This is a genomic window from Ruegeria sp. CDSB136, from assembly GCF_059610965.1.
Genome location: NZ_JBXWOP010000013.1, coordinates 29,834 through 53,941, shown reverse-complemented (window position 1 = coordinate 53,941; position 24,108 = coordinate 29,834). Strand labels below are relative to the sequence as shown.

27 protein-coding genes are annotated in these 24,108 nt (G+C 59.6%); 6 read left to right on the top strand and 21 right to left on the bottom strand.

Annotation, left to right across the window (positions count from 1 at the left end; translation table 11 throughout):
• Nucleotides 1-83 precede the first annotated feature (83 nt).
• Nucleotides 84-569, top strand: a complete 486-nt coding sequence (locus AC2FIR_RS14645) for an RNA pyrophosphohydrolase (RefSeq protein ID WP_170613028.1) — start codon at nt 84-86, stop codon at nt 567-569.
• Between the two features lie 49 nt (nt 570-618).
• Here the strand turns inward: AC2FIR_RS14645 and AC2FIR_RS14640 are convergent, their stop codons facing one another.
• The 5 genes from AC2FIR_RS14640 to AC2FIR_RS14620 form a co-directional block, all read right to left on the bottom strand.
• Nucleotides 619-1,392: an extensin-like domain-containing protein gene (locus AC2FIR_RS14640; protein WP_496762606.1), complete on the bottom strand. Its 774-nt coding sequence runs from the start codon at nt 1,390-1,392 to the stop codon at nt 619-621.
• A 349-nt stretch (nt 1,393-1,741) separates the two neighbouring features.
• Nucleotides 1,742-2,731 carry an adenosine kinase gene (locus tag AC2FIR_RS14635; protein WP_170679888.1) on the bottom strand — a complete coding sequence of 330 codons (990 nt, stop codon included), beginning with the start codon at nt 2,729-2,731 and terminating at the stop codon, nt 1,742-1,744.
• On the bottom strand, nt 2,728-3,372 hold the full coding sequence (gene nth, locus AC2FIR_RS14630; protein ID WP_170613035.1) for an endonuclease III: 645 nt from the start codon (nt 3,370-3,372) through the stop codon (nt 2,728-2,730). The genes AC2FIR_RS14635 and nth overlap by 4 nt, the downstream gene beginning before the upstream one ends.
• Nucleotides 3,373-3,473: 101 nt before the next feature.
• On the bottom strand, nt 3,474-4,112 hold the full coding sequence (locus AC2FIR_RS14625; RefSeq protein WP_496746872.1) for a cysteine hydrolase family protein: 639 nt from the start codon (nt 4,110-4,112) through the stop codon (nt 3,474-3,476).
• Between the two features lies 1 nt (nt 4,113).
• Nucleotides 4,114-4,563, bottom strand: a complete 450-nt coding sequence (locus AC2FIR_RS14620; protein ID WP_496746871.1) for a MarR family winged helix-turn-helix transcriptional regulator — start codon at nt 4,561-4,563, stop codon at nt 4,114-4,116.
• A 120-nt stretch (nt 4,564-4,683) separates the two neighbouring features.
• On the opposite strand from AC2FIR_RS14620, the gene AC2FIR_RS14615 reads away from it, so the two are divergent.
• Entirely contained in the window at nt 4,684-5,526 is an 843-nt protein-coding gene (locus AC2FIR_RS14615) for a bifunctional helix-turn-helix domain-containing protein/methylated-DNA--[protein]-cysteine S-methyltransferase (RefSeq protein WP_170679880.1), read from the top strand.
• A 54-nt stretch (nt 5,527-5,580) separates the two neighbouring features.
• Here AC2FIR_RS14615 and AC2FIR_RS14610 read toward each other — a convergent pair whose 3' ends face one another.
• Entirely contained in the window at nt 5,581-7,020 is a 1,440-nt protein-coding gene (locus AC2FIR_RS14610; protein WP_170619085.1) for an aldehyde dehydrogenase family protein, read from the bottom strand.
• A 202-nt stretch (nt 7,021-7,222) separates the two neighbouring features.
• Here AC2FIR_RS14610 and AC2FIR_RS14605 point away from each other — a divergent pair, with 202 nt between their 5' ends.
• Nucleotides 7,223-7,873 carry a peroxiredoxin gene (locus tag AC2FIR_RS14605; RefSeq protein ID WP_170613045.1) on the top strand — a complete coding sequence of 217 codons (651 nt, stop codon included), beginning with the start codon at nt 7,223-7,225 and terminating at the stop codon, nt 7,871-7,873.
• 81 nt (nt 7,874-7,954) lie between these two features.
• Here AC2FIR_RS14605 and AC2FIR_RS14600 read toward each other — a convergent pair whose 3' ends face one another.
• The 3 genes from AC2FIR_RS14600 to glyA form a co-directional block, all read right to left on the bottom strand.
• Entirely contained in the window at nt 7,955-8,677 is a 723-nt protein-coding gene (locus tag AC2FIR_RS14600; RefSeq protein ID WP_496746870.1) for a glycosyltransferase family 25 protein, read from the bottom strand.
• A 70-nt stretch (nt 8,678-8,747) separates the two neighbouring features.
• Nucleotides 8,748-9,437: an outer membrane protein gene (locus tag AC2FIR_RS14595; protein ID WP_170613048.1), complete on the bottom strand. Its 690-nt coding sequence runs from the start codon at nt 9,435-9,437 to the stop codon at nt 8,748-8,750.
• Nucleotides 9,438-9,659: 222 nt separating this feature from the next.
• The gene (gene glyA / locus AC2FIR_RS14590; RefSeq protein WP_496746869.1) at nt 9,660-10,967 is read right to left on the bottom strand and encodes a serine hydroxymethyltransferase; all 1,308 of its coding nucleotides are present in this window, start codon (nt 10,965-10,967) and stop codon (nt 9,660-9,662) included.
• A 133-nt stretch (nt 10,968-11,100) separates the two neighbouring features.
• Here glyA and AC2FIR_RS14585 point away from each other — a divergent pair, with 133 nt between their 5' ends.
• The gene (locus tag AC2FIR_RS14585) at nt 11,101-11,964 is read left to right on the top strand and encodes a LysR family transcriptional regulator (RefSeq protein WP_496746867.1); all 864 of its coding nucleotides are present in this window, start codon (nt 11,101-11,103) and stop codon (nt 11,962-11,964) included.
• Nucleotides 11,965-12,034: 70 nt separating this feature from the next.
• Here AC2FIR_RS14585 and pnp read toward each other — a convergent pair whose 3' ends face one another.
• The 9 genes from pnp to rbfA form a co-directional block, all read right to left on the bottom strand.
• Nucleotides 12,035-14,185, bottom strand: a complete 2,151-nt coding sequence (gene pnp, locus AC2FIR_RS14580) for a polyribonucleotide nucleotidyltransferase (protein ID WP_496746866.1) — start codon at nt 14,183-14,185, stop codon at nt 12,035-12,037.
• Nucleotides 14,186-14,636: 451 nt separating this feature from the next.
• Nucleotides 14,637-14,882 (bottom strand): hypothetical protein, encoded by a 246-nt coding sequence (locus AC2FIR_RS14575; RefSeq protein ID WP_170613056.1) that lies wholly within the window; start codon nt 14,880-14,882, stop codon nt 14,637-14,639.
• A 163-nt stretch (nt 14,883-15,045) separates the two neighbouring features.
• The gene (gene rpsO, locus AC2FIR_RS14570; RefSeq protein ID WP_170613058.1) at nt 15,046-15,315 is read right to left on the bottom strand and encodes a 30S ribosomal protein S15; all 270 of its coding nucleotides are present in this window, start codon (nt 15,313-15,315) and stop codon (nt 15,046-15,048) included.
• 144 nt (nt 15,316-15,459) lie between these two features.
• Nucleotides 15,460-16,482: a calcium-binding protein gene (locus tag AC2FIR_RS14565; RefSeq protein ID WP_496746865.1), complete on the bottom strand. Its 1,023-nt coding sequence runs from the start codon at nt 16,480-16,482 to the stop codon at nt 15,460-15,462.
• A gap of 84 nt (nt 16,483-16,566) precedes the next feature.
• Nucleotides 16,567-17,070, bottom strand: coding sequence for a DUF1643 domain-containing protein (locus AC2FIR_RS14560; RefSeq protein WP_170613062.1), 504 nt, complete (start codon nt 17,068-17,070; stop codon nt 16,567-16,569).
• Nucleotides 17,071-17,113: 43 nt separating this feature from the next.
• Entirely contained in the window at nt 17,114-17,878 is a 765-nt protein-coding gene (locus tag AC2FIR_RS14555) for a hypothetical protein (RefSeq protein ID WP_480911983.1), read from the bottom strand.
• A gap of 46 nt (nt 17,879-17,924) precedes the next feature.
• A complete protein-coding gene (gene truB / locus AC2FIR_RS14550; RefSeq protein WP_496746863.1) occupies nt 17,925-18,833 on the bottom strand; it encodes a tRNA pseudouridine(55) synthase TruB in 909 nt (302 codons plus the stop codon).
• 54 nt (nt 18,834-18,887) lie between these two features.
• Nucleotides 18,888-19,631, bottom strand: coding sequence for a phosphodiester glycosidase family protein (locus tag AC2FIR_RS14545; RefSeq protein ID WP_170613068.1), 744 nt, complete (start codon nt 19,629-19,631; stop codon nt 18,888-18,890).
• Nucleotides 19,628-20,023, bottom strand: a complete 396-nt coding sequence (rbfA, locus tag AC2FIR_RS14540) for a 30S ribosome-binding factor RbfA (protein WP_170613070.1) — start codon at nt 20,021-20,023, stop codon at nt 19,628-19,630. The genes AC2FIR_RS14545 and rbfA overlap by 4 nt, the downstream gene beginning before the upstream one ends.
• Before the next feature lie 103 nt (nt 20,024-20,126).
• On the opposite strand from rbfA, the gene dapB reads away from it, so the two are divergent.
• The gene (gene dapB, locus AC2FIR_RS14535) at nt 20,127-20,936 is read left to right on the top strand and encodes a 4-hydroxy-tetrahydrodipicolinate reductase (protein WP_480911978.1); all 810 of its coding nucleotides are present in this window, start codon (nt 20,127-20,129) and stop codon (nt 20,934-20,936) included.
• Nucleotides 20,937-20,974: 38 nt separating this feature from the next.
• Nucleotides 20,975-21,658 (top strand): DUF2306 domain-containing protein, encoded by a 684-nt coding sequence (locus AC2FIR_RS14530; protein ID WP_496762603.1) that lies wholly within the window; start codon nt 20,975-20,977, stop codon nt 21,656-21,658.
• Here the strand turns inward: AC2FIR_RS14530 and AC2FIR_RS14525 are convergent.
• Genes AC2FIR_RS14525 through tmpA form a run of 3 tightly spaced genes read right to left on the bottom strand, consistent with a single transcriptional unit; the run spans nt 21,645 to nt 24,033 of the window.
• Nucleotides 21,645-22,313 (bottom strand): ureidoglycolate lyase, encoded by a 669-nt coding sequence (locus tag AC2FIR_RS14525; protein WP_170613076.1) that lies wholly within the window; start codon nt 22,311-22,313, stop codon nt 21,645-21,647. The two genes, AC2FIR_RS14530 and AC2FIR_RS14525, sit on opposite strands and share 14 nt — an antisense overlap.
• The gene (gene tmpB / locus AC2FIR_RS14520; RefSeq protein WP_480813812.1) at nt 22,310-22,900 is read right to left on the bottom strand and encodes a (R)-1-hydroxy-2-trimethylaminoethylphosphonate oxygenase; all 591 of its coding nucleotides are present in this window, start codon (nt 22,898-22,900) and stop codon (nt 22,310-22,312) included. The genes AC2FIR_RS14525 and tmpB overlap by 4 nt, the downstream gene beginning before the upstream one ends.
• Nucleotides 22,897-24,033 carry a 2-trimethylaminoethylphosphonate dioxygenase gene (gene tmpA / locus AC2FIR_RS14515; RefSeq protein WP_496762601.1) on the bottom strand — a complete coding sequence of 379 codons (1,137 nt, stop codon included), beginning with the start codon at nt 24,031-24,033 and terminating at the stop codon, nt 22,897-22,899. The genes tmpB and tmpA overlap by 4 nt, the downstream gene beginning before the upstream one ends.
• Between the last annotated feature and the right edge of the window lie 75 nt (nt 24,034-24,108).

Below are 24,108 nucleotides of genomic sequence, written 5' to 3'. Positions count from 1 at the left end.
TCACGTGAAACCTAACGTCATACTCTTTGCCTTCGCCGTGCCGCTTGTTACAGACGCTACACAGCATTTTCACGAGGCCGCACATGACACCTGAAGAAATCGCCAGACTGCCGTATCGTCCCTGCGTCGGGCTGATGCTGATGAATGGCGAGGGCAGGATATTCGTCGGTCAGCGCAACGACCGCCACGCCGAGGCCTGGCAAATGCCGCAAGGTGGCGTGGACAAGGGCGAAGACCCCCGCGATGCGGCCCTGCGCGAACTGATGGAAGAGACGGGCGTGACCGCGGACCTGGTTCAGATCGTGGCCGAGACCGACGGCTGGCTGCCCTATGATCTGCCGCATGACATCGTTCCGAAAATCTGGAAGGGCCGCTTTCGCGGGCAGGAGCAGAAATGGTTTCTGCTACGCTTTACAGGCCGTGACGATCAGATCGATATCCAGACCGAACACCCGGAATTTACCCGCTGGAAATGGCAGGAGCCCGCACACCTGGTCGACGAGATCGTTCCGTTCAAGCGGGACGTGTACCAAAGGGTGTTGGAGGCCTTTGAAGAACACCTTTTCTAAGTCAGGCGTCCGTCAGCCGACTTGACTGTGTGATGACCATGCCCTGCGCCTACCGGCACAACGGCCCACCGCCGCGTCGGGCGGTGTCGAAATGAAAATGGCCTTTGTGAAACCGGTCTGAATCTGGGCCGAGAACTGTTCCGAACAGACCACAGGCACCCTTGTGCAGTTCACGCAAAACGTCGCTGTTGTCCTCATCTGTCCAACCGTTGCCCACCGTGATGATGGTGCCGTCCCAGAGCACAAAGGAAGAAATGTCCACGGCACGGCCCCTGGCGTGTTCCGACAGGCGCGCGCGCGGCCTGTTGTTCTGCGTCCGACAGGCGTAGTGGCCTGCAAGCCGCATTCCTTTCAGGCCGCCGCCCTGATCCGCGAATGCCGGCTTGGCCGTGTTTTCAATCCAGGTCTTCAGCGTGATCGCGGTTTCGCAATCCATCAACGCCAATTGACTGAGCGCAACATCCGAGATCTTTCGGACACGAACCGGGTTCGCGATCCTGCACCCCCTGTATGGCCCCGATATCTGCTTGAGCGTTTCGCCCAGGATGGTCCAGTCTTTGCACACCGCACCCCGATTGCGCATGCGTTCGCGTCCCAGGGAAATGTTGCGGAACTTGCAGGGCCTTAATTGCGGTCGCCGTGACTCGGTGACTTCGGTCCCGGGTGTTTCGGCAGACAGGTCCGATGCCTTGTCCGATTCAAGCGCGCCGATTTCAAAGGCAACCAGATCGACCGCGTTTCGCACCGGGCTTTCGGCACAGTCCGGTTCGGCGTGTGCTGCGGCGGCCCATAGCACCAGAAGTGCGACCAGACCCCGCCTCAACGCGCTGAATCCACCGAAAGGTTCTTCACATTCAAATCCCGGGACGCCGCTGACTTGTGGGCACATCCGGATCGGGAACGGGTAAAGAATGGTCCCAGAAAGGAATTATCGCATTTACGTGCCAAATTAAGTTTCGCTTTTCAAACAGTGCCAGAACGCCGGGAGCAGCGAAGGGCTTCGGCTGAATGATAAGAAGAAATGCCTTCTGTTGTTAAACAGTTTTTTCCAAGCGATCAGGACACGTCGGCGCAAGGCTACGCAGAAAAACCCGCGCCCGATCCGCCGATCCTGAAAATGAAAACCCGCCAGCCGATCCGGCAGGCGGGTCAGGAATGCATGCATGCAGGGGTCAGAGCAATCCTTCTTCCCGCAACAGCGCGACCAGATCCGCCTCGGGCCTGGGTCCGATATGGCTGATGACTTCACGGGCGCAGATGTTGCCGATCCGGGCGCAGGTCTCATAATCCCGGCCTGTGGCCATGCCGAACAGGAACCCGGCGGCGAACTGGTCGCCCGCGCCGGTCGCATCCACCGGTACAACCTTCTGAACGGGAACGTCGATGCGCTGTCCTTCGTGCAGAATCGTCACACCGTCGCCCGAGCGGGTGCATACGACCAGCCGGCAAATCTCGGCGGTTTTGGCCAACGCTTCTTCCAGGTCGTCAGTTTCGAACAGCGATTTGATCTCGGCCTCGTTGCCGATCACGAAATCCAGCTCGTTCTCGATCAGCAGAAGGAAATCCACCCGGTGGCGTTCAACGCAGAAGGGATCGGAAATGGCGATACCCGCCTTGCCGCCGCCTTTGTGGCAATTGCGCGCGGCCTCAAGGAACGCGGCCTTGCCCTTTTCCTTGTCGAACAGATAACCCTCAAGAAACATGATCTGGCTGTTGCCTGCCACGTCGGCTGGAACATCCTTGGACGACAGTTCCGAGGAAATCCCCAGATAGGTGTTCATCGACCGTTCACCATCGGGCGAGACAAAGATCATTGAGCGAGAGGTCGGCAGTTCACCACCCGGGACCGGTGCGTTCACGAAATCCACACCGTCTTCGTTCATCGCGTTGGCATAGAACCGGCCAAGCGCGTCGTCATGCACCCGACCGATGAAGGCAGCGTCCAGCCCAAGCGCTCCGGCACCGGCGATGGTATTGGCCACCGAGCCACCTGGCGTCTGGACCCGGCTGCCCATCGCGGCGTACAGCACCTCGCCGCGCTCGCGTTCGATCAGTTGCATGATGCCTTTTTCGATGCCCATCAGCTCAAGAAAGCTGTCATCGGCTTGGGAAATCACGTCAACGACGGCATTTCCGATGCCGACAAGCTGGTAGGTTTTCATAGGTTCTTGTCCTCGAATTGACAGAGATCGCGGATAATGCAGGTTCCGCACAGAGGTTTGCGCGCTTTACAATGATAGCGGCCGTGCAGGATCAGCCAGTGATGCGCGTGCAGCTGGAAATCGGCCGGAATGTTGTCCTCGATGGCACGTTCGACGGCGTCCACGTCCTTGCCGGGGCAGATCCCGGTTCGGTTGCCAACGCGAAAGATATGGGTGTCCACCGCCTGCGCCGGTTGCCGCCACCACATGTTCAGCACCACATTGGCCGTCTTGCGCCCCACCCCCGGCAGCGATTGCAGCGCGGCACGGGAGTTGGGAACTTCGCCGCCATATTCCTCGACCAGAATTCGGCTCAGCTTGATGACGTTCTTGGCTTTCTGACGAAACAAACCGATGGTCTTGATGTGTTCGGTCAGACCCTCTTCGCCCAGCTCCAGCATCTTCTGCGGTGTATCTGCGATCTTGAACAGCGCGCGCGTGGCCTTGTTGACACCCGCATCGGTTGCCTGCGCCGAAAGCGCCACCGCCACGACCAGGGTGTAGACATTCACATGTTCCAACTCGCCTTTGGGTTCCGGGTCGGCTTGTTGAAAGCGTGTGAAGATCTCTCGGATCGTGTGGTAGTCGAGTTGTTTAGCCATCCAGCACGGTATGCCCTGCCGGATCGCTGCCCGCAATTAAAAAGGCGGGAAATTGGCAATACGGATGGCCGAGTGTCGGGGCTGCAATCGGAGTTTCACGCCTATAGCCCTCGAAGCTCCGCCCCATTTGACTCCAGCCGCTCCTTGACCTTCGCCCAGTTTGCTGGATTGGCCGCCAGAACAGCAGTTGGATCGATGCGAACCTGATATCCCCGGTTCAGCGCCCCCTGCGCCGTCTTGTTGACGCAATGACAACCATCAAGGCCGGTCAGGATCAGTGTTCCGATCCGATTGTCTTCCAAAAACTGTTCAAACGCACTCGAGGAAAAGGCATCACCTATGGATTTCACAAATTCCGCATCCGCATCCAGCCCGAGGCGCGGATCGGTCTCGATCCCGGCCGACCCTTCATTGCCACGCCCCTGATTGAACCGGCCGTTCAGAAGGTTCGCCAGCCTGCCCTTGAAAACGTGCCGAATGGCGATCACGGGCATTCCGGTCTCGCGAGCCTGCCTGACGGAGTCTCTGATGTTCGAAATGGCACCATCCAACTCGGCTGCATCCCATCCGGGTATTGAGGTGAAATCAGTCTGCATGTCGATCACCACCAGCGCCGTTGCCGGGCGAGCGGCCAGATCAATTGTCGGTCCGGTTGTTGGTACTCCAATCCTGCGAATTTCATTGAGAACATAGAGAACCGCGATCACACTTCCAGTGACGATGATCCAAAGAACCGGCATCTCAATCCTCCTCAGCCAGATCAGCAAAAAATCGTGTGAGCGCCAGTTGTACCTTGTGGTAATTCGCAAGCTCTTCGGGAGAGAAGTCTGTGGAAAAACTGGCCAGTTTTGACATTTCATCTGTTCTGATCGCAGTGATGATGTCTTGGCCCGCAGGTGTCAGCCGATAGCAGTAAGAACGCGCGCGCTTGGGGTTGGCGCGACTGTCGACCAGACCGGCCTTCATCACTTCCTGCAGGATGCGGGCGACGTATTGCCGTTTTAGCTGCAACTCGATGCACAACTGTGGGGCTGTCGCTCCGGGGAAAAGGGATAACCCCTCAAGGATCGCACGTTGTCCAACAGTTACGCCTTCGCGATTGCTGCCGCGTTCAACCGCGGCTGTAATGTTGCGCAGCAGGGGCCGGGTGGCCTGAACTGCCTGATAGAGCTGATCCAACGAATGTTCCATGCCCTCAATCTTGATGGGTGCAAAACGATTCGTCAACTCAGTTGACAAGAATATGCGCAGGTTCCGGGTCGCGGCATTTGTCTGAGCGCGGTAATGTTAATGCAAGCGAAGAGGTGCAACATGAACGTCCAGAATCCAGAAACCGGCTATCACTACAACGTCATGCGCCGGGCCATCGATCTGATCGACCAGGGCGGCGAAGCGCTCAGCCTTGATGAGCTTGCTCGCCAGATGGATATGAGCCCCGCGCATTTTCAGCGGTTGTTCTCGCGCTGGACCGGGGTGTCGCCGAAACGTTACCAGCAATATCTGACGTTGGGCCACGCCAAGGCGCTGCTGAGGGAACGGTTCACCACATTGGAAACCGCGCACAATGTCGGCCTGTCCGGCAGTGGCCGCCTGCACGATCTGTTCCTCAAATGGGAATCCATGAGCCCCGGCGAATATGCCCGCAAAGGCGAAGGACTGGCGATCTTCTGGGGCTGGTTCGAAAGCCCCTTTGGCCCGGCTCTGGTCATGGGAACGGAAAAGGGCATCTGCGGTATCGCGTTTGCGTCCGAGACGGGCGGGGAAGCAGCGATGGAGGACATGGTCGCGCGCTGGCCGAATGCGGAGTTTGTGGAAAATTCCGAACGCCTGAACCCTTGGGTGCAAGGTGCCTTCGGGCCCAGCCGCGCCGAGACGCCGCTGCACCTGCTTGGCTCTCCTCTACAGATCAAGGTGTGGGAAGCGCTGATGCACATCCCGTCGGGTCAGGTCACGACCTATTCCGAGATTGCGCAGCGGGTCGGTTCACCACAAGCCGTGCGCGCCGTGGGAACAGCCGTGGGCCGCAACCCGGTCAGCTGGCTGATCCCCTGCCACCGCGCCCTGCGCAAATCCGGCGGGTTGGGTGGCTATCACTGGGGGTTGCCGGTGAAACGCGCGATGCTGGCATACGAAGCCGCGCAGGCGGATGCCTGACGCCCAGTAAGCGAGGCACCCTCGGGTGCCGCGCATCTGACTTGTTGTGGCGCGTTACTCTGCCGCCCAGCCGCCGACGGCTTTGACTTCCAGAAAATCCTCAAGCCCCCAGACGCCGCCTTCGCGCCCATTGCCGGATTGCTTCATGCCGCCAAAGGGCGAGCCGGCACTGCGGGACTGGCCATTCATCTCAACCATGCCGGACCTCAGGGCGCGGGCCATCCGGTTGGCGCGCGCACCGTCCTGTGTCTGGACATAGTTCGTCAGGCCGTAGGGCGTGTCATTGGCGATCCCGATGGCCTCTTCCTCGGTGTCGAAGGGGATCATGGTCAGAACCGGGCCAAAGATCTCCTCGCGGGCGATGGTCATCTGGTTGTTGGCATCGGCAAACACTGTGGGCCGAACATAGTAGCCCTTGTTCAAACCTTCAGGCCGACCGGTGCCGCCCGCGACCAGGCGTGCGCCTTCGTCAATGCCTTTCTGGATCAGGTCCTGAATCTTGGTCCACTGCACCTCATTCACGACCGGGCCAATGTGGCGACCTTCTTCGGCGGCGCTGCCGACAGTGACCTTACCGGCCACTTCGGCCGCCGTTTCGACCGCCTGATCATAAATCGGACGTTGCACCAGCATTCGGCTGGGCGCGTTGCAGCTTTGGCCCGTGTTGTTCATCATGTGCAGAACGCCGCGCTTGACCGCCTTTTCGTCCGCGTCGGCGAAGACGACATTGGCGCCCTTGCCGCCCAGTTCCAGATGAACTTTCTTCAAGGTATCAGCCGCGCTTTTCGAAATTGCGGTCCCAGCACGGGTCGAGCCGGTGAAGCTGACCATATCCACATCCGGATGCGCAGACAGTTGCGAGCCGACCCCGGCGCCATCACCGTTGACGAGGTTGAACACACCGGGCGGAAAGCCTGCCTCGTCCATCATCTCGGCAAAGATCATCGCGTTCAGCGGGCTTTGTTCCGAGGGTTTCAGCACCATGGTGCAGCCTGCGATCGCCGCCGCACCGACCTTGAGCGTGATCTGGTTCATCGGCCAGTTCCACGGGGTGATCAGGGCCGCCACGCCGACGGCCTCGTAGATGATTCGGTCATTTGGGGCGTGGTCGCCCAGCGGACGCTCGAACTCAAAGGCTTTGGCGGCCCGGATGAAGTTCTTCAGGTGCCAGATACCTGCACCCGATTGCTGGGTGCGCGCCATGTCGATGGGCGCACCCATCTCAAGCGACATTGCCTGCGCCAGATCTTCGCTGCGGGTCTGGTAGATATCTGCAAGTTTTTCCACCATTGCGATCCGCTGCGCCACCGGTGTCGCCATCCAACCCGGCAGAGCGGCCTTGGCAGCAGCAACTGCAGCGTCGGTATCCGCCTGCGAGCCCAGTGAAATCACCGCGCATGGTTCCTCGGTCGAGGGGTTGATGACGTTGAAATCCTGGGGCGCTGACGGCGCGACCCACTGTCCGTTGATGTAGAAATTGCGTTTCTCGATCATGGCCTGTCCTCCTGATCCTGTTGCCCCGGCTTCGGGCTCGGCGTCACTCTGTCATTGCCGCCAAATACGGGCAAGAGATAATTTGATCAAATTATTTCTGCGAATTGCTGACTGCTTTGCCCTGCATATGGTTTAACAATTGCGGAAAGTGTTTAGGTTTACGGCAACCGACTCGGTTTTTTCACAGGAAAGGAGATGCCCCATGGGTTTGCGCATCAACGATACCGTCCCGAATTTCACTGCAGAAACGGATCAGGGCACTGTTCAGTTCCACGATTGGATCGGCGACAGCTGGGCCATCCTGTTTTCGCACCCCAAGGATTTTACCCCGGTCTGCACCACCGAATTCTCGGCTGTGGCGCAGCTGAACGATGAATGGGCTGCGCGTAACACCAAAGTGATCGGCGTGTCCGTCGACGGTGTGGAAGATCACAAGAAATGGAAAAAGGACATCGAGGCCTATGGCAATGCCAACCCCGGTTTCCCGATTATCGCCGATGACGGTCTGGCGGTATCCAAGGCCTTTGACATGCTGCCTGCCGAAGCCTACCTGCCCGATGGCCGCACACCTGCCGACAGCGCCACGGTGCGGTCGGTCTTTATCATCGGGCCGGACAAGCAGCTGAAGCTGTCCATGACCTATCCGATGACTGTCGGCCGCAACTTTGCCGAGATCCTGCGCGCGCTGGACGGGTTGCAGATGAGCGCGAAGGGCGTAGCGACCCCGGCAAACTGGGTTCCGGGTGAGGATGTGATTATCCCGCCCACCGTGTCGAATGAAGACGCCAAAGCGAAGTTTGGCGAGTTCGAGACGATCTTCCCATATCTGCGCAAGACCAAGGCGCCGTCGTAACGGCTGCTTGGGTCCAGGGGGGGCTGCCCCCCCATCGCGCCCCTCGGGGCGCGATTTCTCCCGAAGGTAATTTCTATCTGATTACGGCAGTGGTCTTTGTGGGTGCAGGTGTAGCTTCGCCCGGTAAGCAGCGCGCTTGAATTCGCGGGTCAGCTTGTCGCTGAGCGGTGGTTTTGTCTGAATGGTGGAGCCGCCGATTTCCCGCGCCACTTCACGGTTGCCGCTGCCCAGCAGGGCGTGGATCGGCTGGCCGGTCAGCCAGTGCATCTGCTGAAACGTGTCCACGGGGCGGTCGATTTCGTTGGTTGCGGCCAGCAACCGTTCTGCGGCGCGCCGGCCAACCATCTGGCACACGCATTGCAGTCCGATGACTTTCGGCAGGATCAGTTTCAAACCGTTCTTCTCGGCCAGGGTCTGCACCGGTACTTCGCGCTGTTTCACAGGGATGCGGATGTATTGCTCGGGTGTCGCAAGAGAGTCCAGCATGTCCAGTGCTTGGGCCATGCGGGGGGGATCTATGCGCAGATCATCCTCGGTGATGATGGCCAGTTCGATCTGTTCATCGACCATCTTTTTCCAGATCCGCCTGTGGCTTTCGAAGACGCCGATTTCAGCGGAGCGCAGGGGAAACGGATAATGGGGGCGGTGCAGGTTGCCGGGATGCAGTCTGACATGCGCGATCTGGTCCGGGTCGCGACCGTTCACGGCCTCGAACAATTCGGCATTGGGAAGGTCTTGGCACAACTGATCGGCATTGGCGCGGCGCGCTGTGCTTGAGGACATATGAATGACAAAGGATCGCATGCCCCCGTGCATAGATCACGAGGGCACGCGGGGAAAGCGAAACCGGAGGGAAACACTTTCCCGTACCGCGTCAGAACTTGTAGCGCAGGCCGAGATTTATGCTGAACGTATCCAGATCGTCCTCGACCGACCCGGTCAGCGCGCCGTTTGGCGCCAAACGATCGGACGAAACATCAAAGGCGCGCGAATAGCGGGCATCGACGATGAAGGCGGTGTTGTCATTGATGTCATACGCCGCCCCGGCAATCAGTTGTGCGGCAAAATCGGTGCCGCTGTCGTTCAGCTCAACCCCCGGACCATAGGCGAAGTCCAGATCTGAATAGGTCGCACCCAGACCAAAGCCGAAATAGGGTGTCAGCGGTCCGCTTTGTTTGATGTCGAACAGGATGTTTGCAAACAGCGAGGTCTGAGTGACATCGCCCGAGATATTGCCCTCGGTCGCCGGTCCGTTGCCAGAGAAGTTCACCCCGTCCACATCATTTTCGCGATAGGACAATTCCAGCTCGATCCGGGTTCCGATCCTGTCGTTGGACCATTGCGGAACTTCCGTTCCGATTGCCAAGCCAAGCCCATAGCCCGCGTCGAAATCGGTATCAACTGACTGGGTCGCGCCACCGATCGAGCCCGAAAAATCGCTGTCCTGCAACTGGCTGTAGCCGGCGAAGCCCTGAATATAAGCGCCCTCGGTCAGGCTTTGCGCGCCGGCGGCGGAAACGCCCAGGCCTAATGCGGCAGAGGCGAGGATGAAACGGGTGATCATGGTCATGTCCTTTGTTCCGTAAGATGCACGCGGCACATGTGGGGCGGATCGGAACAAACGAAAGCCGGTCCCCGATCAACTCGGGTCACGGTGGATTTGAACGGCGTGAGTGAATAATTTCGTCGGTGGCATCGGCCCTATTGGAAATGGTGCAAGCTGCTATAATGTATGAGGAAAACAACCGCAGGCGCATGAGATTGCGGCTCACGCGCCCGCATCGTCTTAGTGCATGAAATGCAGGGTCGAAAAGCTTTGCCGCCAGTCTGAAACCTGTTCTGCGATATCCTTTTTCGCCAAACCGTCTGCAATCTGCGTGGCCAGCTGTTCGGCGTCGGCCGCAGTCATGCCCCACCGGACCAGTTCCGGTGTTCCGATGCGCAGGCCGTTCAGATCGCCGGCGACAGCGTTAACGGGCAACCCGATGCCACAGGCCAGGAAACCCGCATGCCGCAGTGTTTTTGAGGCCGCTTGCCCGCCGCCAAAGGGCTCCGCCAGCACGGCGAACTGATGCGAGGCGGTAAAGCCCCCGGCACCCGCAAAAACCGGAACCCCTTTGGCATTCAACGCTTCGGCCAGCGCTTTGGCCATCGCAATCATCGCCGCCGCGTATTCGGCACCAAAATCGCGCCAGTCCAGCATCGTCACAGCCAGGGCCGCCGATTTGGCCGCGTCGAAATTTGCCGTCATGCCGGGAAAGGCGATGCGATCCAGCGCCTGCGCAATCTCGGCGTCATTGCTGACGATCAGTCCCCCTGCAGGTCCGCCCAGGCTTTTGTAGGTGCTCATGGTCATGAAATGCGCGCCTTCGGCCAGCGGGTTGCGCCAAGCCTTTCCGGCAATGATCCCGCACTGATGCGCGGCATCGAACATGACCCTGGCGTCGATTTCATCAGCGATGGCACGGACTTCGGCGACCGGATGTTCAAACAGGTTCAGGCTGCCGCCAATCGTGATCAGGCGAGGCCGTTCCGTCAGCGCGATCTGCCGCAGTTGGTCCAGATCGACGGTGTAGCCATCGGGATTTACCGGCGCTTCGATGGTTCGCAGGCCGAACAGCCCGGCACAGCCGGCCAGGTGATGGGTGACATGCCCGCCGATTGACGCGGGTGGTGCGATGATCGTGTCGCCCGGTTTGCAGGTGGCCATAAAGCCGTAAAGATTCGCAATCGCCCCAGAAGGCACACGGATTTCGGCATATTTCGCATCGAAAATCTCAGCACACAGCTCGGCCGCGATCACCTCGATCTCTTCAATGGCTTCCAGGCCCATCTCGTACTTGTCGCCGGGATAGCCCAGCGAAGGGCGCGAGCCGATGCCCGAGGCCAGCAATGCCTCGGCCTTCGGGTTCATCACGTTTGTGGCAGGGTTGAGGTTGAAGCACTCTTTCTCGTGGATGTCCCGGTTTCGTGCCACAAGCTGGTCAATCCGCCCCAGCAGATCTGCCGAGGACGCCTGTGCCGTCCTGGTCGCGATATCCTGCACAAGTGTCTCGCATGCCGCAGGAACCCAGGCCCGTTGTTCGATTGTCATATCTGTGTCCTCCATTTGCGACCAAGATTGATCACTTCGAATGACAGCGCAAATCAGATTTGCTATTTCTTGGCGTAGAAAAACTAAGGCTAGGAATTTGCCCGTTTCACCACGCCGCCCCAAGGGGCCACCCATGAACGCCCTGCGCGCCTTCGAGGCCGCGGCGCGTCACGGCAGTTTTGTCGCCGCTGCGGATGAACTGAACGTCACGCCCGGTGCGATTTCCCAGCATATCAAGGCGTTGGAAGGCTGGGCAGGGGTGACATTGTTCCACCGGAATGCGCAGGGCGTACAGTTGACCCCGGCTGCCCGCAGTCTGAGCCGCGAATTTACCGAGGCCTTTGACGCGCTTGCATCCGCGACGCAAAGCCTGAGGAACCAGCGCCCCAATGCGGATATCCATATCGCCGCTCTGCCGTCGGTCGCGCAGCTTTGGCTGCCCGCCCGACTTGGGCGGATCCGGAAAATCTATCCTGATATCAATTTCTCGGTCACCGCGCTGGAATCACCGCCCAGCCTGATGCGCGAGTTTTTCGACCTGTCCGTATTCTTCGCCATCCCCGATGGCAGCCCCGAGCAGGTGGTCCTGGCCAGGGATATCATCTTTCCCGTCTGCTCTCCGGCATTGGCCGAAGACGTCGCAAAGGGTCGCGATCCGGGCACCCTTCCATTGTTGCACGATCAGACATGGCAGGACGATTGGGCGATTTGGTCGGATAAATCCGGGCGGGCGCTGGCTGATCCGCAAAAAGGGCCGCGCTATTCCCTGTACAGTCTGGCTGTCGAGGAAGCCAAATCCGGGGCGGGGGTCTTGATGGGCCATGCCTGCCTGATCGAACAGGCGCTGCACACTGGATTGCTCTGTCCGTTGTTTCCCGAAAGATGCGAGAGCGGCCTCTCACTGGTCCTGAACCGCCCGCACAGGACCCGGCGCAGGCCAGAGGTCGATGAAATCGCCGACCTGCTGAAACAGAGCGTTCAGTCGTCGGAAACCTGACCTGAAAACCAAAGCCAAAAAAAACCCCGGCCAAAGCCGGGGTCTTCTGTATTTCCGAAAAAGGGGCAGATTACTCTGCGCTTTCCTCTTTCTTTTCTTTCTTCTCGGGGACGATCTCTTCACCGGTTTCCTGATCGACGACTTTCATCGACAGGCGAACCTTACCACGATCGTCAAAGCCCAGCAGCTTGACCTTCACTTCCTGACCTTCCTTCAGAACATCCGACGGATGGTTCAGGCGGCGATTTTCGATCTGGGACACGTGCACCAGGCCGTCGCGCTTGCCAAAGAAGTTCACGAAGGCACCGAAGTCGACGATCTTGACCACTTTACCGGTATAGACCTGACCTTCTTCCGGCTCGGCCACGATCGAATAGATCATGTCATAGGCCTTCTTAATCGATTCACCATCCGGCGAGGCGATCTTGATGACGCCGTCGTCGTTGATGTCGACCTTGGCACCCGAAACCTCGACGATCTCGCGGATGACCTTGCCGCCCGAGCCGATCACTTCACGGATCTTGTCGGTCGGGATGTTCATGGTCTCGATACGCGGAGCGTGGACCGAGAATTCGTTGGTCTCGGACAGGGCTTTGCCCATCTCACCCAGGATGTGCATCCGGCCTTCTTTGGCCTGTGCCAGAGCAGTTTCCATGATCTGCGGCGTGATGCCTGCGACCTTGATGTCCATCTGCAGCGAGGTGATGCCGTTTTCGGTACCCGCCACCTTGAAGTCCATGTCGCCCAGGTGATCTTCGTCACCCAGAATGTCGGTCAGAACAGCGTACTCGCCGTCATCTTCCAGGATCAGGCCCATGGCCACACCGGCAACCGGCGCTTTCAGCGGAACGCCTGCATCCATCATCGACAGCGAACCGCCGCAGACAGACGCCATCGAGGACGAGCCGTTGGATTCAGTGATCTCCGACACCACGCGGATGGTGTAGGGGAAGTCGGTCGGCGCAGGCAGAACCGCCTGCAGCGCACGCCATGCCAGCTTGCCGTGGCCGATCTCACGACGGCCGGGCGAACCAACGCGGCCAACTTCACCAACCGAATACGGTGGGAAGTTGTAGTGCAGCAGGAAGTTCGATTTGAAGTTGCCGTGCAGCGCGTCGATGAATTGTTCATCGTCACCAGTGCCCAGCGTGGTCACGGCCAGCGCCTGCGTTTCACCACGGGTGAACAGGGCGGAGCCATGCGTACGCGGCAGTAGCGAGGTTTCGGCTTCGATGGCGCGGACATCGGTGGTCGAACGGCCGTCGATGCGCTTGCCGCCTTTGACGACGTCGCCGCGCAGGATGCCAGCTTCCAGCTTTTTCATCGCGGAACCCAGGTTCGCGTCTTCCAGCTGTTCCTCGGTCAACGCTTCCTTGATCGCTTCACGGGCAGCGGCAACAGCGGCGGTGCGCTCCTGCTTGTCTGTGATCGCGAAGGCGGCGCGCATTTGCTCTTCACCGGCTGCGGCAACAGCGGCGTAGAGGTCCGAATAATCGGGCGCTTGGAAATCGAACGGCTCTTTAGCGGTTTCTTCGGCCAGATCGATGATCAGGTCCAGCACCGGCTGAATCTGCTCGTGCGCAAAGTTCACGGCGCCCAGCATTTCGGCCTCGGACAGCTCGTACGCTTCGGACTCCACCATCATCACGGCGTTCTTGGTGCCGGCGACAACCAGATCCAGACGCTGTTCGGGGTTCAGGCGCAGGTCCTGCATGTCGTCCACGGTCGGGTTCAGGACGTATTCGCCATCCACGAAACCAACACGGGCACCGGCGATCGGGCCCATGAACGGCGCGCCCGAGATGGTAAGGGCAGCCGAGGCGGCGATCATCGCAACGATGTCGGGGTCGTTGACCAGATCGTGGCTCAGCACGGTGCACATCACCAGAACTTCGTTCTTGAAGCCGTCAACGAACAGCGGGCGGATCGGACGGTCGATCAGACGAGCGGTCAGCGTCTCTTTCTCGGTCGGGCGCGCCTCGCGCTTGAAGAAGCCACCCGGAACCTTGCCGGCGGCATAGTATTTCTCTTGGTAGTGCACGGTCAGCGGGAAAAAATCCTGACCGGGCTTTTGTTGCTTGGCAAAGGTCACGTTGGCCATGACGCTGGTTTCACCCAGCGTGGCAATCACGGTGCCGTCGGCCTGACGGGCAACCTTGCCGGTTTCCAGTGTAAGCGTCTCCTCGCCCCACTGAATTGATTTCTTTGTTACATCAAACATATGCGTATCCTAGAAGGGAGCACTCCCGGCCCTCCGGGTCTCCCGTTTGCATGGCGGCCCCATTGCCGCCGACCCCACTTTATCTTCCATTCGAGTGCCGGGGTCAGGGCACAACGTCTCAGATACCCGCGCGCTTACATGAGTTTTGGCCCGAAGGGAAGGGAAACCGGATGCCGATAGCGAAAGGGTGCCGAAAGCGTTTAGAAAGACCGTTCGCGATTTGCGCAGCGCGCGGATGTCTTGCGCGGGCTCTGCCGTCGGCGCGGTTGTGGCACTTGCTGCCCACTGCGATTAGCGCGAACGAGACCTGCGTGCTTTCGGCAGCATTTTGCAGCGCGCTCCAAGAGAAGGGCTCACCCGCCAGCCAGATGGCAAACAAGGTAGCGGACAGGTTCACGATGAAGGTCAGGCACCACAGTGCCGCCGCAAAGAACAATCCGTACATTACCGACTACAGAACCAAAGCCCTGTAATCCGTGCGCCGCGTTTCCCCCTTCAATGCCAGAGCAGCGCGTATCCCGAACAGGCTGATGAAGGCGCTTGTAATCGGCTCGCTGACGTGACCGGCCAACCCAAGGGTGAAAACATCCAGAACCATCCACACAACTATTGAGGCGAGGCTGATCGCAAGGATGGGGAAAATCATGCGGGGTGTGACGCGGAGCGACAGCACGAATGAGTTCAGAATTAGAAGCATTAAACAGGCTTTTGACATAACCTTAAGTTGTGCAGGTGGATACACCTCAACCCCCTGGCAATGTCAAATGCGTGGGTCGACCGCTCTAAAAAAAGAGGTTCGATGGCCACAACAAAAAACGCCCGCCAAAATGGCGGGCGTTTGAAACAAATGCAAAAAGCGGTTAGCGGCGGATGCCCAGCTTTTTGATCAGGTCCTGGTAACGCGCTTCTTCCTTGCCTTTCAGGTAGTCCAGCAGCTTACGGCGCTGAGCAACCATCTTCAGCAGACCACGACGACCGTGGTTGTCTTTCTTGTGGGTCTTGAAGTGCTCGGTCAGGGTGTTGATGCGCGAGGTCAGGATGGCAACCTGAACTTCAGGCGAACCGGTGTCGCCCTCTTTGGTTGCGAATTCTTTCATGACGCGTGTTTTTTCAGCGGCAGTGATCGACATCGGGGTCTCCTTTGAAAGGTTAGAGTGAATGGCGCAGGCCGGGATGTCGTCCAGCGCAGGCCCATGGAGAAAACCGCACCGATTCCGATGCGGATGCGCGCGTATAGGCGCATTTGCGGCAAATGGCAAAGGGAATCTCCTGGCTCAGTCCGGAAGGCCCAGCTGTTCCAGTTCTGCTTCGGTCATGAATTGGATATCATCTGCCGTGATACCTTGGGAACCGAGCAGATGCGCCACATCCTGCCCGTTGACCATCACCCGGATCAGATTTTCGTCTTCGGCGTCGGTTTCCAGACGAATATCGGGTTCTTCAGCGTCATTCCAGGAAATCAGCAACTTGTCCTGCCCTGGCTGAAAATCCATCACTGTGACCTGATCGTCGTCGTCCTCGGGGCTCAGAACAAATGTATCCGCGTCCTGTCCGCCAGTGACGATATCGCCGCTTTCCGCCAGAATCCTGTCTTCCCCTGCGCCACCGTTCAGGAAGTCTGCTGATTGTTCCGCGTCGCCATCGTCGCCTGAAATAAGATCATCGCCATCGCCGCCGAAAACGACGTCTTCACCGGCCCCGCCGCTTAGCGTGTCATTGCCATAGCCGCCCTGCAGCACATCATCGCCTTCCCCGCCGGTCAGAATGTCATCACCTTGCCCACCAATAAGCGTGTCGTCACCCTGCCCACCGTGCATCTCGTCCGAACCGCCATGTCCGTAAAGCTCGTCATCCCCGCAATCGCCGTTCAGAAGATCATCCCCATCCATGCCATGAATCAGGTCATCGCCTTCTGCACCGGACACGATGTCATCGCCGGTGCCCCCGAACAACATGTCGTCCTCATGGCTGCCTTCGATGATCAAATTGCTGTCCTGAACGTCAGTCGGATCGTCCACGGCCGCATCTGGTTGCGTCTCGGTGTCATCGCCCGTTTCGGGGACTTCAGTGCCCTCGAACTCGGGTTCTTCAGTTCCGGTGGGCAGGTCTTCAACCTCGGGAGGGGCCGGGTCATCGACATTGTCGTCGATTTCCAGAAATGCCCCCTGTCCGGCGTCATCCGGCTGATCCGGTGCGACGTCGTCATCTGATTCTTCATCTTCGGACGAAAAGATATCGCTGACCGCGTAGGCGGCACCGCCTACGGCCGCCAGTCCAAGCAAACCGATCAGAAACATGAAAATCCTCCGAAAGCCTGGTGAAATATCCCATGGATTCAGAAGTTTGGTCAAAGCAAGCCTGAAGGTGTGGTTAACCTTTTGTCACCACGCTTGGGGCTGCTGAGAGTAGGCGATGTAGAGGGGATGCTTGGGATGCCCGTCTTTTGTCAGCCCAAGATGAAACAGGGGCTGGCCGGTTCCGCGCAGCAGGTTTTCAACAGCAGGGCCACGCTCAAGATGTGCGCCGTGGGTGCCCCAGGCGGCGATGACCTGGTCGGCCCATTGGACACCGTCCAGAATGGCCGCGTCATTCTCGGGTCCGACCGGATCGGGGGCGGCTCGCATCTTGCGCGGGTCGGTGTCGCGCCAGGCAAAGATGTTGGTCACCTGAAATGCGCCGAACCCCAATGCCCGCGCCCGACGTTCGCACCGTTCCACCGTTGGGTCGTTCTGTACCTCGGTCGCGGTCGATGGGTTCAGCATGACGAACAGCGCCTTGCGCCCCGTCGGATCCCAGATGCGTGTCAGGCTATAGCGATAGTTCTCGCAATCGGAATACACGGCGGTCGAGGGCGCGTCGCCTTTGGTGTGGGAACGGGTGATCATGATGGGTTAGTGACCAATTGCGCCGGCTTTCGCAAGCGCAAGCTCAGCGGTCGGTGTATTTGTCCAAACCTTTGTCGACCCAGTTCAAGGCATATCCCGCTGGCCCGCGTATGCCCTGTTTCGGATTCGTGGGACAATCAAGCTGCACATGCGGATTGTCACGAAGAAGCGTGAGCGCGTCCCTGGCCGCAGCCAACTGGTCCTTGGTGACTTTGGGTACGTCGCTGTGCTTGACGGCTGCCAGTGTCATCCGATGCAGCGCCGAAGCCAGTGTCCAGACCGTATGATACCGCAGGCCTTCCAGTTTTGGGTGCGCCGCGATGCGGGCGATGACGGCAACCAAAACGTCATAGAAGGTCAGGTCCCTGTTTGTCCGCAAAATCTCGGCGGCCACGTAAACATCTGCAGGGTCCGCGCCGGGTTTCAACCCGTCATGGATCGGCGCCGTATCGGGCAGGTTCCCCGCCAGGACTTTCAGCGACTGCCGGGTTTCTTCCAGTTCGGACACCGGCGCGTGAATGTCGAAGGCCGAATACAACGTGCTCAGACGCGCGTTTTCCTCTTCCAACTCGGCGACATGCGCCTCTGTTTCGTCGAGCTTTTGCTTGACTTCACGAAGCTGAACTTCGAACTCGCCAAGCTTTGCGGACGAAATGTAGCGAGGGATCGCCTTAAGGCGCTCGGGCTTGCGGATGATCCATATGACCAGCCCCAGGGCGATCAGCGACCAGATCGAGATGTTTTCAAGAAACAGCTTCAGGTATTGGAAGACCGCATCGTTTTCCAACGTGAACCCCCATCGTTGCAATCGGTAATCCGACCGTAGCGGCAAAACCGAGTTGGGGGAACATCGCTCAACTATCGACGAACACCCGGCTGGGGTGCAATTCGCCCGATTTGTAGATACCCACGGCCACAGCCTTGCCATCCAGCGAGGCCCAGGCCTCATCGCCGTATTCAACGTCCGATGCCAGAACCATGCCCGGATTGCCATTGCGCAGGCGGGTAGCACCTACGGGGGTGCACTTCAGCTCGGGCAGGTCGGACAGGCCGGTCTCAAGCGGGTGCAGGTAGTCGTCCAGTGCTTCGGTCTTGGCCATTTCGTCGATCTGCTCGATGCTCAGCCCGTCTTCGGCCTCGAACGGGCCGGACCAGATGCGGCGCAGTTCTCTGACGTGGCCGTGACAGCCCAGTGCCTCGCCCAGATCGCGCGCGATCGAACGGACGTAGCCGCCTTTACCGCATGTCATTTCCAGCACGACGTGATCTTCGTCGGGGCGGTCGACAAGTACCAGTTCCTCGACCCATAACGGGCGGGCGGACAGGTCCACATCCTCGCCGTCGCGGGCCAGCTTGTAGGCGCGCTGGCCGTCGATCTTCACGGCTGAGAACTTGGGCGGCACCTGCATGATGTCACCCAGAAAGGGGGCCAGTGCCTGTTTGATGTCGTCATCCGAGGGGCGCGCGGGACTTTCAGCGATCACCTCGCCTTCGGCATCGTCGGTGTTGGTGGCCTGACCCAGACGCACGGTGAAAGTATAGGCTTTCAAAGCATCGGTGATGTAGGGAACGGTCTTGGTCGCCTCGCCCAGAGCTACGGCCAGAACACCGGTCGCTTCAGGGTCAAGTGTACCTGCATGGCCCGCCTTTTTTGCATCCATCGCCCAACGCACCTTGTTGACCACTGCGGTCGAGGTCATGCCCGCGGGCTTGTCCACCACCAGCCAACCGGAAATATCGCGGCCCTTGCGTTTGCGTCCCATACTGCACCTAGAAGATTGCTGAGGCGCGCGGGTTAGCGGATCGCCTCACTGCTGTCAATTTGCAGGCGCATCCTCGACCACTCCGACTATTGGCCCCAGCGAAAACCCGACATCGGACCGTTTGTTCGCCCGGTCATACATCCGAGAGATATTGCCGTCGAAGAACAGCGCGTTGGGCGTACCCAGCAGATCGCGGAACAGGCCGCCGAACTCGTGGAAAGTGACGTAATCATCCGAAATTGCGAACACCGCCCGTGTGCCGTCGGCACTGGTGCCCACCCCGTTGCGAACATAGAGCGAGGTCGAATCGGGCAGGAAGCGCGGATGCAGCTCTCCGTTGATGACCAGCATCGGGCCGGATTGTGTGGCAAAACGGCAGTCGGGAACCTGATCGACGAAATCCAGTGTCTCGAACACGTCGGCGCGACCCTCGCGAATGCAGAACACGCCATTGGGCAACAGACCGAAATTGCCGGGGCCCGGGTTGGCGATCACGCGCATCTGTTCCTGGCCGTCTTCGACATAGTGACCGACAGGTGAGCGGTCTTCGTGATACATGCCCGCGTTCATCGCGAAGGCAAGCCGTTTGCCGCCCGGTTTCAGTGCATCATTGACGGAAGAGAAATGCCCCAGCAGCTCGCCGTTTTCATCGTTCAGAAACAGACGCAGATCTTCGTTCGCGGCATCCACCTCGCAGACTGTGTACCGCTTGCCCTCATGGGTCAGCTTATCACAGGTCACCGCAGAGGCTTGCGCGGCCCAGAAGGCCGCGATCAGCGAGACGGCGGGGCGGATCACTCGTCCAGATCGCGGCGCACCGCGTCCTGATCGAACATGCGGCGGGTGTCGTCCAGCCGGTCGAACGTGTCGTCCAGCCGGAACCGCAGATCGGGCGAGAATTTCAGACCGACCTTCTTGCCGACCATGCGCCGCAGCTCACCCTTGTTGCGGGCGAGCAGCGCGATCACGTCCTCCTGCCCTTTGCCGCCCAGCGGCAGCACGTAGGCAGTGGCAATCTTCAGATCGGGCGAGGTGCGCACCTCGCCCACGGTGATCGACATGCGGTTCAGGTCGGGGTCGTGGACATCTCCGCGCGCCAGAACCTCGGACAGGGTGCGGCGGATCAGCTCGCCGACGCGCAGCTGTCGTTGGGACGGGCCGGGGCCATCGTGGAATTTGTTCTTTGCCATAAACCCCGATCTAAGCGCAAAGCGGGGCTTTGCCAAGCGGGCGCGAACGGGGTAGGAGGCTTTGAGCCGACCATCCGGCAGGCAACGCGAAAGGACCAGCGCCATGACCCATATTCCGGGGATCGTCATCACAGGGGCTTCGGGCCGTATGGGGCAGATGCTGATCAGGACCGTCACGGACAGTGATCAGGTTCGTCTGGTCGGCGTGGTCGAGCGTAACGGCCACGACTGGATCGGTCAGGATGTCGGCGAGGCGATGGGTGGGCAGGCGCTGGGCATAGCCGTGACCGATGACCCGCTCGAGGCTTTCGCGCAGGCGCAGGCTGTCATCGATTTCACCGCACCCGAGGCGACGCTGGAATTTGCCGCCCTGGCCGCGCAAGCGCGTTGCGTGCACGTGATCGGCACCACCGGCATGACCGAAGAACAGATCGCTGCGCTGGAACCGGCCGCGCGCCATGCCGTAATCGTGCGGGCCGGTAACATGAGTCTGGGTGTCAACCTGCTGGTACAACTGACCAAAAAGGTTGCCGCCGCGCTGGATGAGGATTTCGATATCGAGATCATCGAAGGCCATCATCACCACAAGGTCGATGCACCATCGGGCACCGCGCTGATGCTGGGCGAGGCGGCTGCCGAGGGCCGGGGCGTCAATCTGGCCGATGTGTCCGACCGGGGTCGCGACGGCATCACCGGCGCGCGCAAGCGAGGGGACATTGGGTTCCACGCCATTCGGGGTGGGGACGTTGTCGGCGAGCATGACGTGCTGTTCGCAGCCCCCGGCGAACGCATCGTATTGCGCCATCTTGCCTCGGACCGCGCCATCTTTGCACGCGGTGCGCTGAAGGCGGCGCTGTGGGGGCAGGGCAAGGCGCCCGGTCAGTATGACATGGTGGATGTGCTGGGGCTCTGACCCGTAGACAGGTCGCAAGCCGGCGCTAAAGTCCGGGTATGCGTATCCTGAAATCCCCAGTGGCGTCCGGCCTGTTGTTCGTGGCGTTTTATCTGACACTGCTGCCTTTTCTGGTGCATGGGTTTGGCATGATTGGTATTGGGCTGTCTGACGATGCAGCCCAGCGCAGCTATTTGTTTGCCGACGGTCAGGGCATCGGCGATACGATGATGATGGTGCACATATTGGCCGGAACTGTGCTGGTGGCATTGGTGCCGCTGCAACTGATCAAAAGGCTTCGGCTTGGATTCAACCGATTTCACCGTGCATTGGGTTCTGTTCTGATTTCGCTGGCATTGATCACAGGCGCGGCGGGAATGGCCTATATCCTGTTGCGAGGAACGATTGGTGGCCCGGTGATGTCTGTGGGCTTCTTCCTCTATGGCCTGTGCCTGTTTGTTTCGGCTCTGATGCTGGCCCAAAAGGCGGTGGCAGGTGATCGCGCTGGTCACTGGGCCTGGGGATTGCGACTGTTCTGGCTGGCGCTTGGGTCTTGGTTATACCGTGTGCACTACACATTATGGTACCTGCTGACCGGAGGGCTTGGGTCAGAGCCCGATTTTTCGGGCCCTTTTGATCTGGTGCAGAATTTCGCGTTCTTTCTTCCCTATCTGCTGGCCGTGCAGGTTTGGATTTCAGGGCGACGTAACGACCATCAGCGGGCGTTGGTCACAGATCCCTGATCTTGTCCGCACGCAGCGGGCAGGCGAGGTAGACACCGAATTCCTTCCCGATGTCAGCGCTGACCCGGGCGTGGACTTTGCCTTGACGGTCCAGGAACCGTTGATTGTCCTCAACGGGAAAAATCCCCTCGTGCCAGATGCCGGGATGGATATAAAGACCGCGCGAGCCGTCGCACCAGAATGCCACCACCTTGTCGGGGGTCAGGTTATCGCCGGGCAGCGCGGCAGGCACGATGAACGGTCTGTTATCCAGCGGCCAGAACATCTGCCCGCCATCCGGGTGATAGTTCATGTGCCACAACAACACCTGATCGCGCGGCGCGGTTTGCTGTTGCGATTGCGCTTGCTGCGGATCGGTCGACCAGCCGAGCACATAGTGACCATTGACGGCCTCGTTTCGACCATAAAGCACATCACCCTTCCATTCTCCATGGAATGTGCCCTCGACCCAGCCACCTTCGTCACCGGTGCCGTCATCGATCGGCCGCCAGCCCTGTTGCGGCCAGCGGACGATTTCGATTTCGAACGTATCAGGGTCATCGACCAGACAGCCGTAGCCTTTTACCGACTGCTCTGTCGCCCGGATCAGCGGAACCTCATGCCATGGCAGCGACGGCTTGGAGCTCGCTTCGAAGATGTATTCCGGCGCGTTCATGATGCCCCCAGATGTCTGTCGACCATACGCTGCACCATCGGTGCGAAATGGGCGAATTCCGGAGTTTGCATGTCGGCACGCTTGCCCGCCTCATCCAGATACCGCACCTGAATAATCTCTTTCAGGTTCGGGTTGGCCTCGAACTCTGCCACTTCATCGGCACTCATGGGTCCGCCCTGCAGTTCCAGCGTGTGGACCGACGCGGCGGACAGGCGGTTGAAGTATTCGGGCTTGGTGGCGCAGAGATAGCGCTTGGCCGCGACGTGATACCGGCAGCAGTCGGTGATGACCGACGGGAAAAACTGCTCCAGCACCTCGGCACCAGCGTCCTCGTGGTGGCGATCCTCGGTGTCGTCGGGGTGATAGGTGCCGAATTCGGACGTGAAATGACCGATATCGTGCAGCAATGCTCCGACGATGATCTCTTCGGTCTGGCCGTTCTGCTCGGCAATCGTGGCCCCCTGCAACATGTGCTGAGCCATGGTGACGGGCTCGCCGAGATACTCCTCTCCGCCACGGCGCTCGAAAATATCACCGATGAAAGCCACGATATTGTCGCGGTTCAAGGTCGAGAAATCGGGTTTCATTCCGCCGCCTCCGGTTGTGCCATCTCCATCGCGGCTAGAGTGGACAGCAATCCGTCCTTGTCGGCATAACACCCCTGCAGCCAGCGTGATCCGGCACCGGAATAGCCCAGACGGGCGTGCAGCACGCGAGTGTTGTCGACGATAAAGCTTTCGCCCGGTTCCAGCTTGAACGACACGCCCATGGCCGGGTCGTCGATGATTTCACCGAACTGCCGATAGGCGGCGTAGTAGGCTTCCATCTTGTCGAACGGCACATCCACAAACGGCGCGGATGAGCGGTTGTTGAAGCGGATGCTGATCAGTTCTCCGTCAGGTGAAAGCTCGATCATCGGGCGGCGTGAGCGCAGGCAGACACCGTCGGAACCCTTATACTCGAACCTTGCCGGATAGCCCGCCAGCAGGGCGAAGCCTTCAGGGTTCAGGTCCCGCAGCTTTTCAGCGGCCCGGAAGCCATCGACCACGATCGAGTCACCTCCTTCGGCGCTGTTTTCCAGGCAATAGAGGATTTGCAGTGTCGGAACCGGATCTCGGTAGGGATTGTCGGTATGGGCCTGCAGACCAAGGCCGGTATAGGCAAGGTTGGTGGGGTTCACCTCGGTCCGGACCTCGAAATAGGGGCCGTAGTTTGTTTCGCGGACGTAACCGAACAGATCGGCCACTTTCAGCAGCGATTCCGGTTCGGCGGGGCCGCCGGTCAGCTTGGCAAAACCGAACTCGGCCACTGCGGCCAGCCAGTCCCGTTTGGCACCGGGGTTGACATGAACCGCAGTCCAGTCGCCAGAGGGCGCGTTCATGCCGCGTTCCCAGGTTGTGATGCCCTGCGCGACTCGCCCGAAAGCACCGGCGTGATCGTGATCATAGCCGTGGTCGGCCAGCCAGTCGGCCGGGAAGGAAACGGTCTTGCCTTCGGGCTGGAAGGTGACCTGCAGATCGCCGCCGACAATTTCTGCCGCACTGACCGAAACATTTGCGGGAATGTCACCGATGGTGATCAGACGTTGTCCGTTGCCCGGCGCTCGGGTGTCGGGGTCCAGCGCGTTGTCACGCAGCCAGATGGCGTGAAAGCGCGATTGGGACGCGTCGGCAAAAGTGACAGTTACGACCGAAGGGGTAAAAGTGGCGGTGCGCAGCATTGGGAATCTCCTGTTCAGCGCGGCTTTGGTTGAGGAGATACGGTGCTTGTGGCATTAATACAATTAATCCTTCTT

Coding starts and splice junctions, on each gene's coding strand:
- AC2FIR_RS14565 (WP_496746865.1), bottom strand. CDS start 16,482: ATGTTTCTGATCGGTTTGCTTGGACTGGCGGCCGTAGGCGGTGCCGCC.
- AC2FIR_RS14560 (WP_170613062.1), bottom strand. CDS start 17,070: ATGATCACCCGTTCCCACACCAAAGGCGACGCGCCCTCGACCGCCGTG.
- nth (WP_170613035.1), bottom strand. CDS start 3,372: ATGGCTAAACAACTCGACTACCACACGATCCGAGAGATCTTCACACGC.
- tmpB (WP_480813812.1), bottom strand. CDS start 22,900: ATGAAACCCGATTTCTCGACCTTGAACCGCGACAATATCGTGGCTTTC.
- AC2FIR_RS14600 (WP_496746870.1), bottom strand. CDS start 8,677: ATGCGATCCTTTGTCATTCATATGTCCTCAAGCACAGCGCGCCGCGCC.
- AC2FIR_RS14645 (WP_170613028.1), top strand. CDS start 84: ATGACACCTGAAGAAATCGCCAGACTGCCGTATCGTCCCTGCGTCGGG.
- AC2FIR_RS14530 (WP_496762603.1), top strand. CDS start 20,975: ATGCGTATCCTGAAATCCCCAGTGGCGTCCGGCCTGTTGTTCGTGGCG.
- rpsO (WP_170613058.1), bottom strand. CDS start 15,315: ATGTCGATCACTGCCGCTGAAAAAACACGCGTCATGAAAGAATTCGCA.
- AC2FIR_RS14625 (WP_496746872.1), bottom strand. CDS start 4,112: ATGCCGGTTCTTTGGATCATCGTCACTGGAAGTGTGATCGCGGTTCTC.
- AC2FIR_RS14575 (WP_170613056.1), bottom strand. CDS start 14,882: ATGCTTCTAATTCTGAACTCATTCGTGCTGTCGCTCCGCGTCACACCC.
- truB (WP_496746863.1), bottom strand. CDS start 18,833: ATGGGACGCAAACGCAAGGGCCGCGATATTTCCGGTTGGCTGGTGGTG.
- AC2FIR_RS14620 (WP_496746871.1), bottom strand. CDS start 4,563: ATGGAACATTCGTTGGATCAGCTCTATCAGGCAGTTCAGGCCACCCGG.
- AC2FIR_RS14635 (WP_170679888.1), bottom strand. CDS start 2,731: ATGAAAACCTACCAGCTTGTCGGCATCGGAAATGCCGTCGTTGACGTG.
- AC2FIR_RS14605 (WP_170613045.1), top strand. CDS start 7,223: ATGGGTTTGCGCATCAACGATACCGTCCCGAATTTCACTGCAGAAACG.
- AC2FIR_RS14525 (WP_170613076.1), bottom strand. CDS start 22,313: ATGAACGCGCCGGAATACATCTTCGAAGCGAGCTCCAAGCCGTCGCTG.
- AC2FIR_RS14585 (WP_496746867.1), top strand. CDS start 11,101: ATGAACGCCCTGCGCGCCTTCGAGGCCGCGGCGCGTCACGGCAGTTTT.
- tmpA (WP_496762601.1), bottom strand. CDS start 24,033: ATGCTGCGCACCGCCACTTTTACCCCTTCGGTCGTAACTGTCACTTTT.
- glyA (WP_496746869.1), bottom strand. CDS start 10,967: ATGACAATCGAACAACGGGCCTGGGTTCCTGCGGCATGCGAGACACTT.
- pnp (WP_496746866.1), bottom strand. CDS start 14,185: ATGTTTGATGTAACAAAGAAATCAATTCAGTGGGGCGAGGAGACGCTT.
- AC2FIR_RS14615 (WP_170679880.1), top strand. CDS start 4,684: ATGAACGTCCAGAATCCAGAAACCGGCTATCACTACAACGTCATGCGC.
- AC2FIR_RS14610 (WP_170619085.1), bottom strand. CDS start 7,020: ATGATCGAGAAACGCAATTTCTACATCAACGGACAGTGGGTCGCGCCG.
- AC2FIR_RS14595 (WP_170613048.1), bottom strand. CDS start 9,437: ATGATCACCCGTTTCATCCTCGCCTCTGCCGCATTAGGCCTGGGCGTT.
- rbfA (WP_170613070.1), bottom strand. CDS start 20,023: ATGGCAAAGAACAAATTCCACGATGGCCCCGGCCCGTCCCAACGACAG.
- dapB (WP_480911978.1), top strand. CDS start 20,127: ATGACCCATATTCCGGGGATCGTCATCACAGGGGCTTCGGGCCGTATG.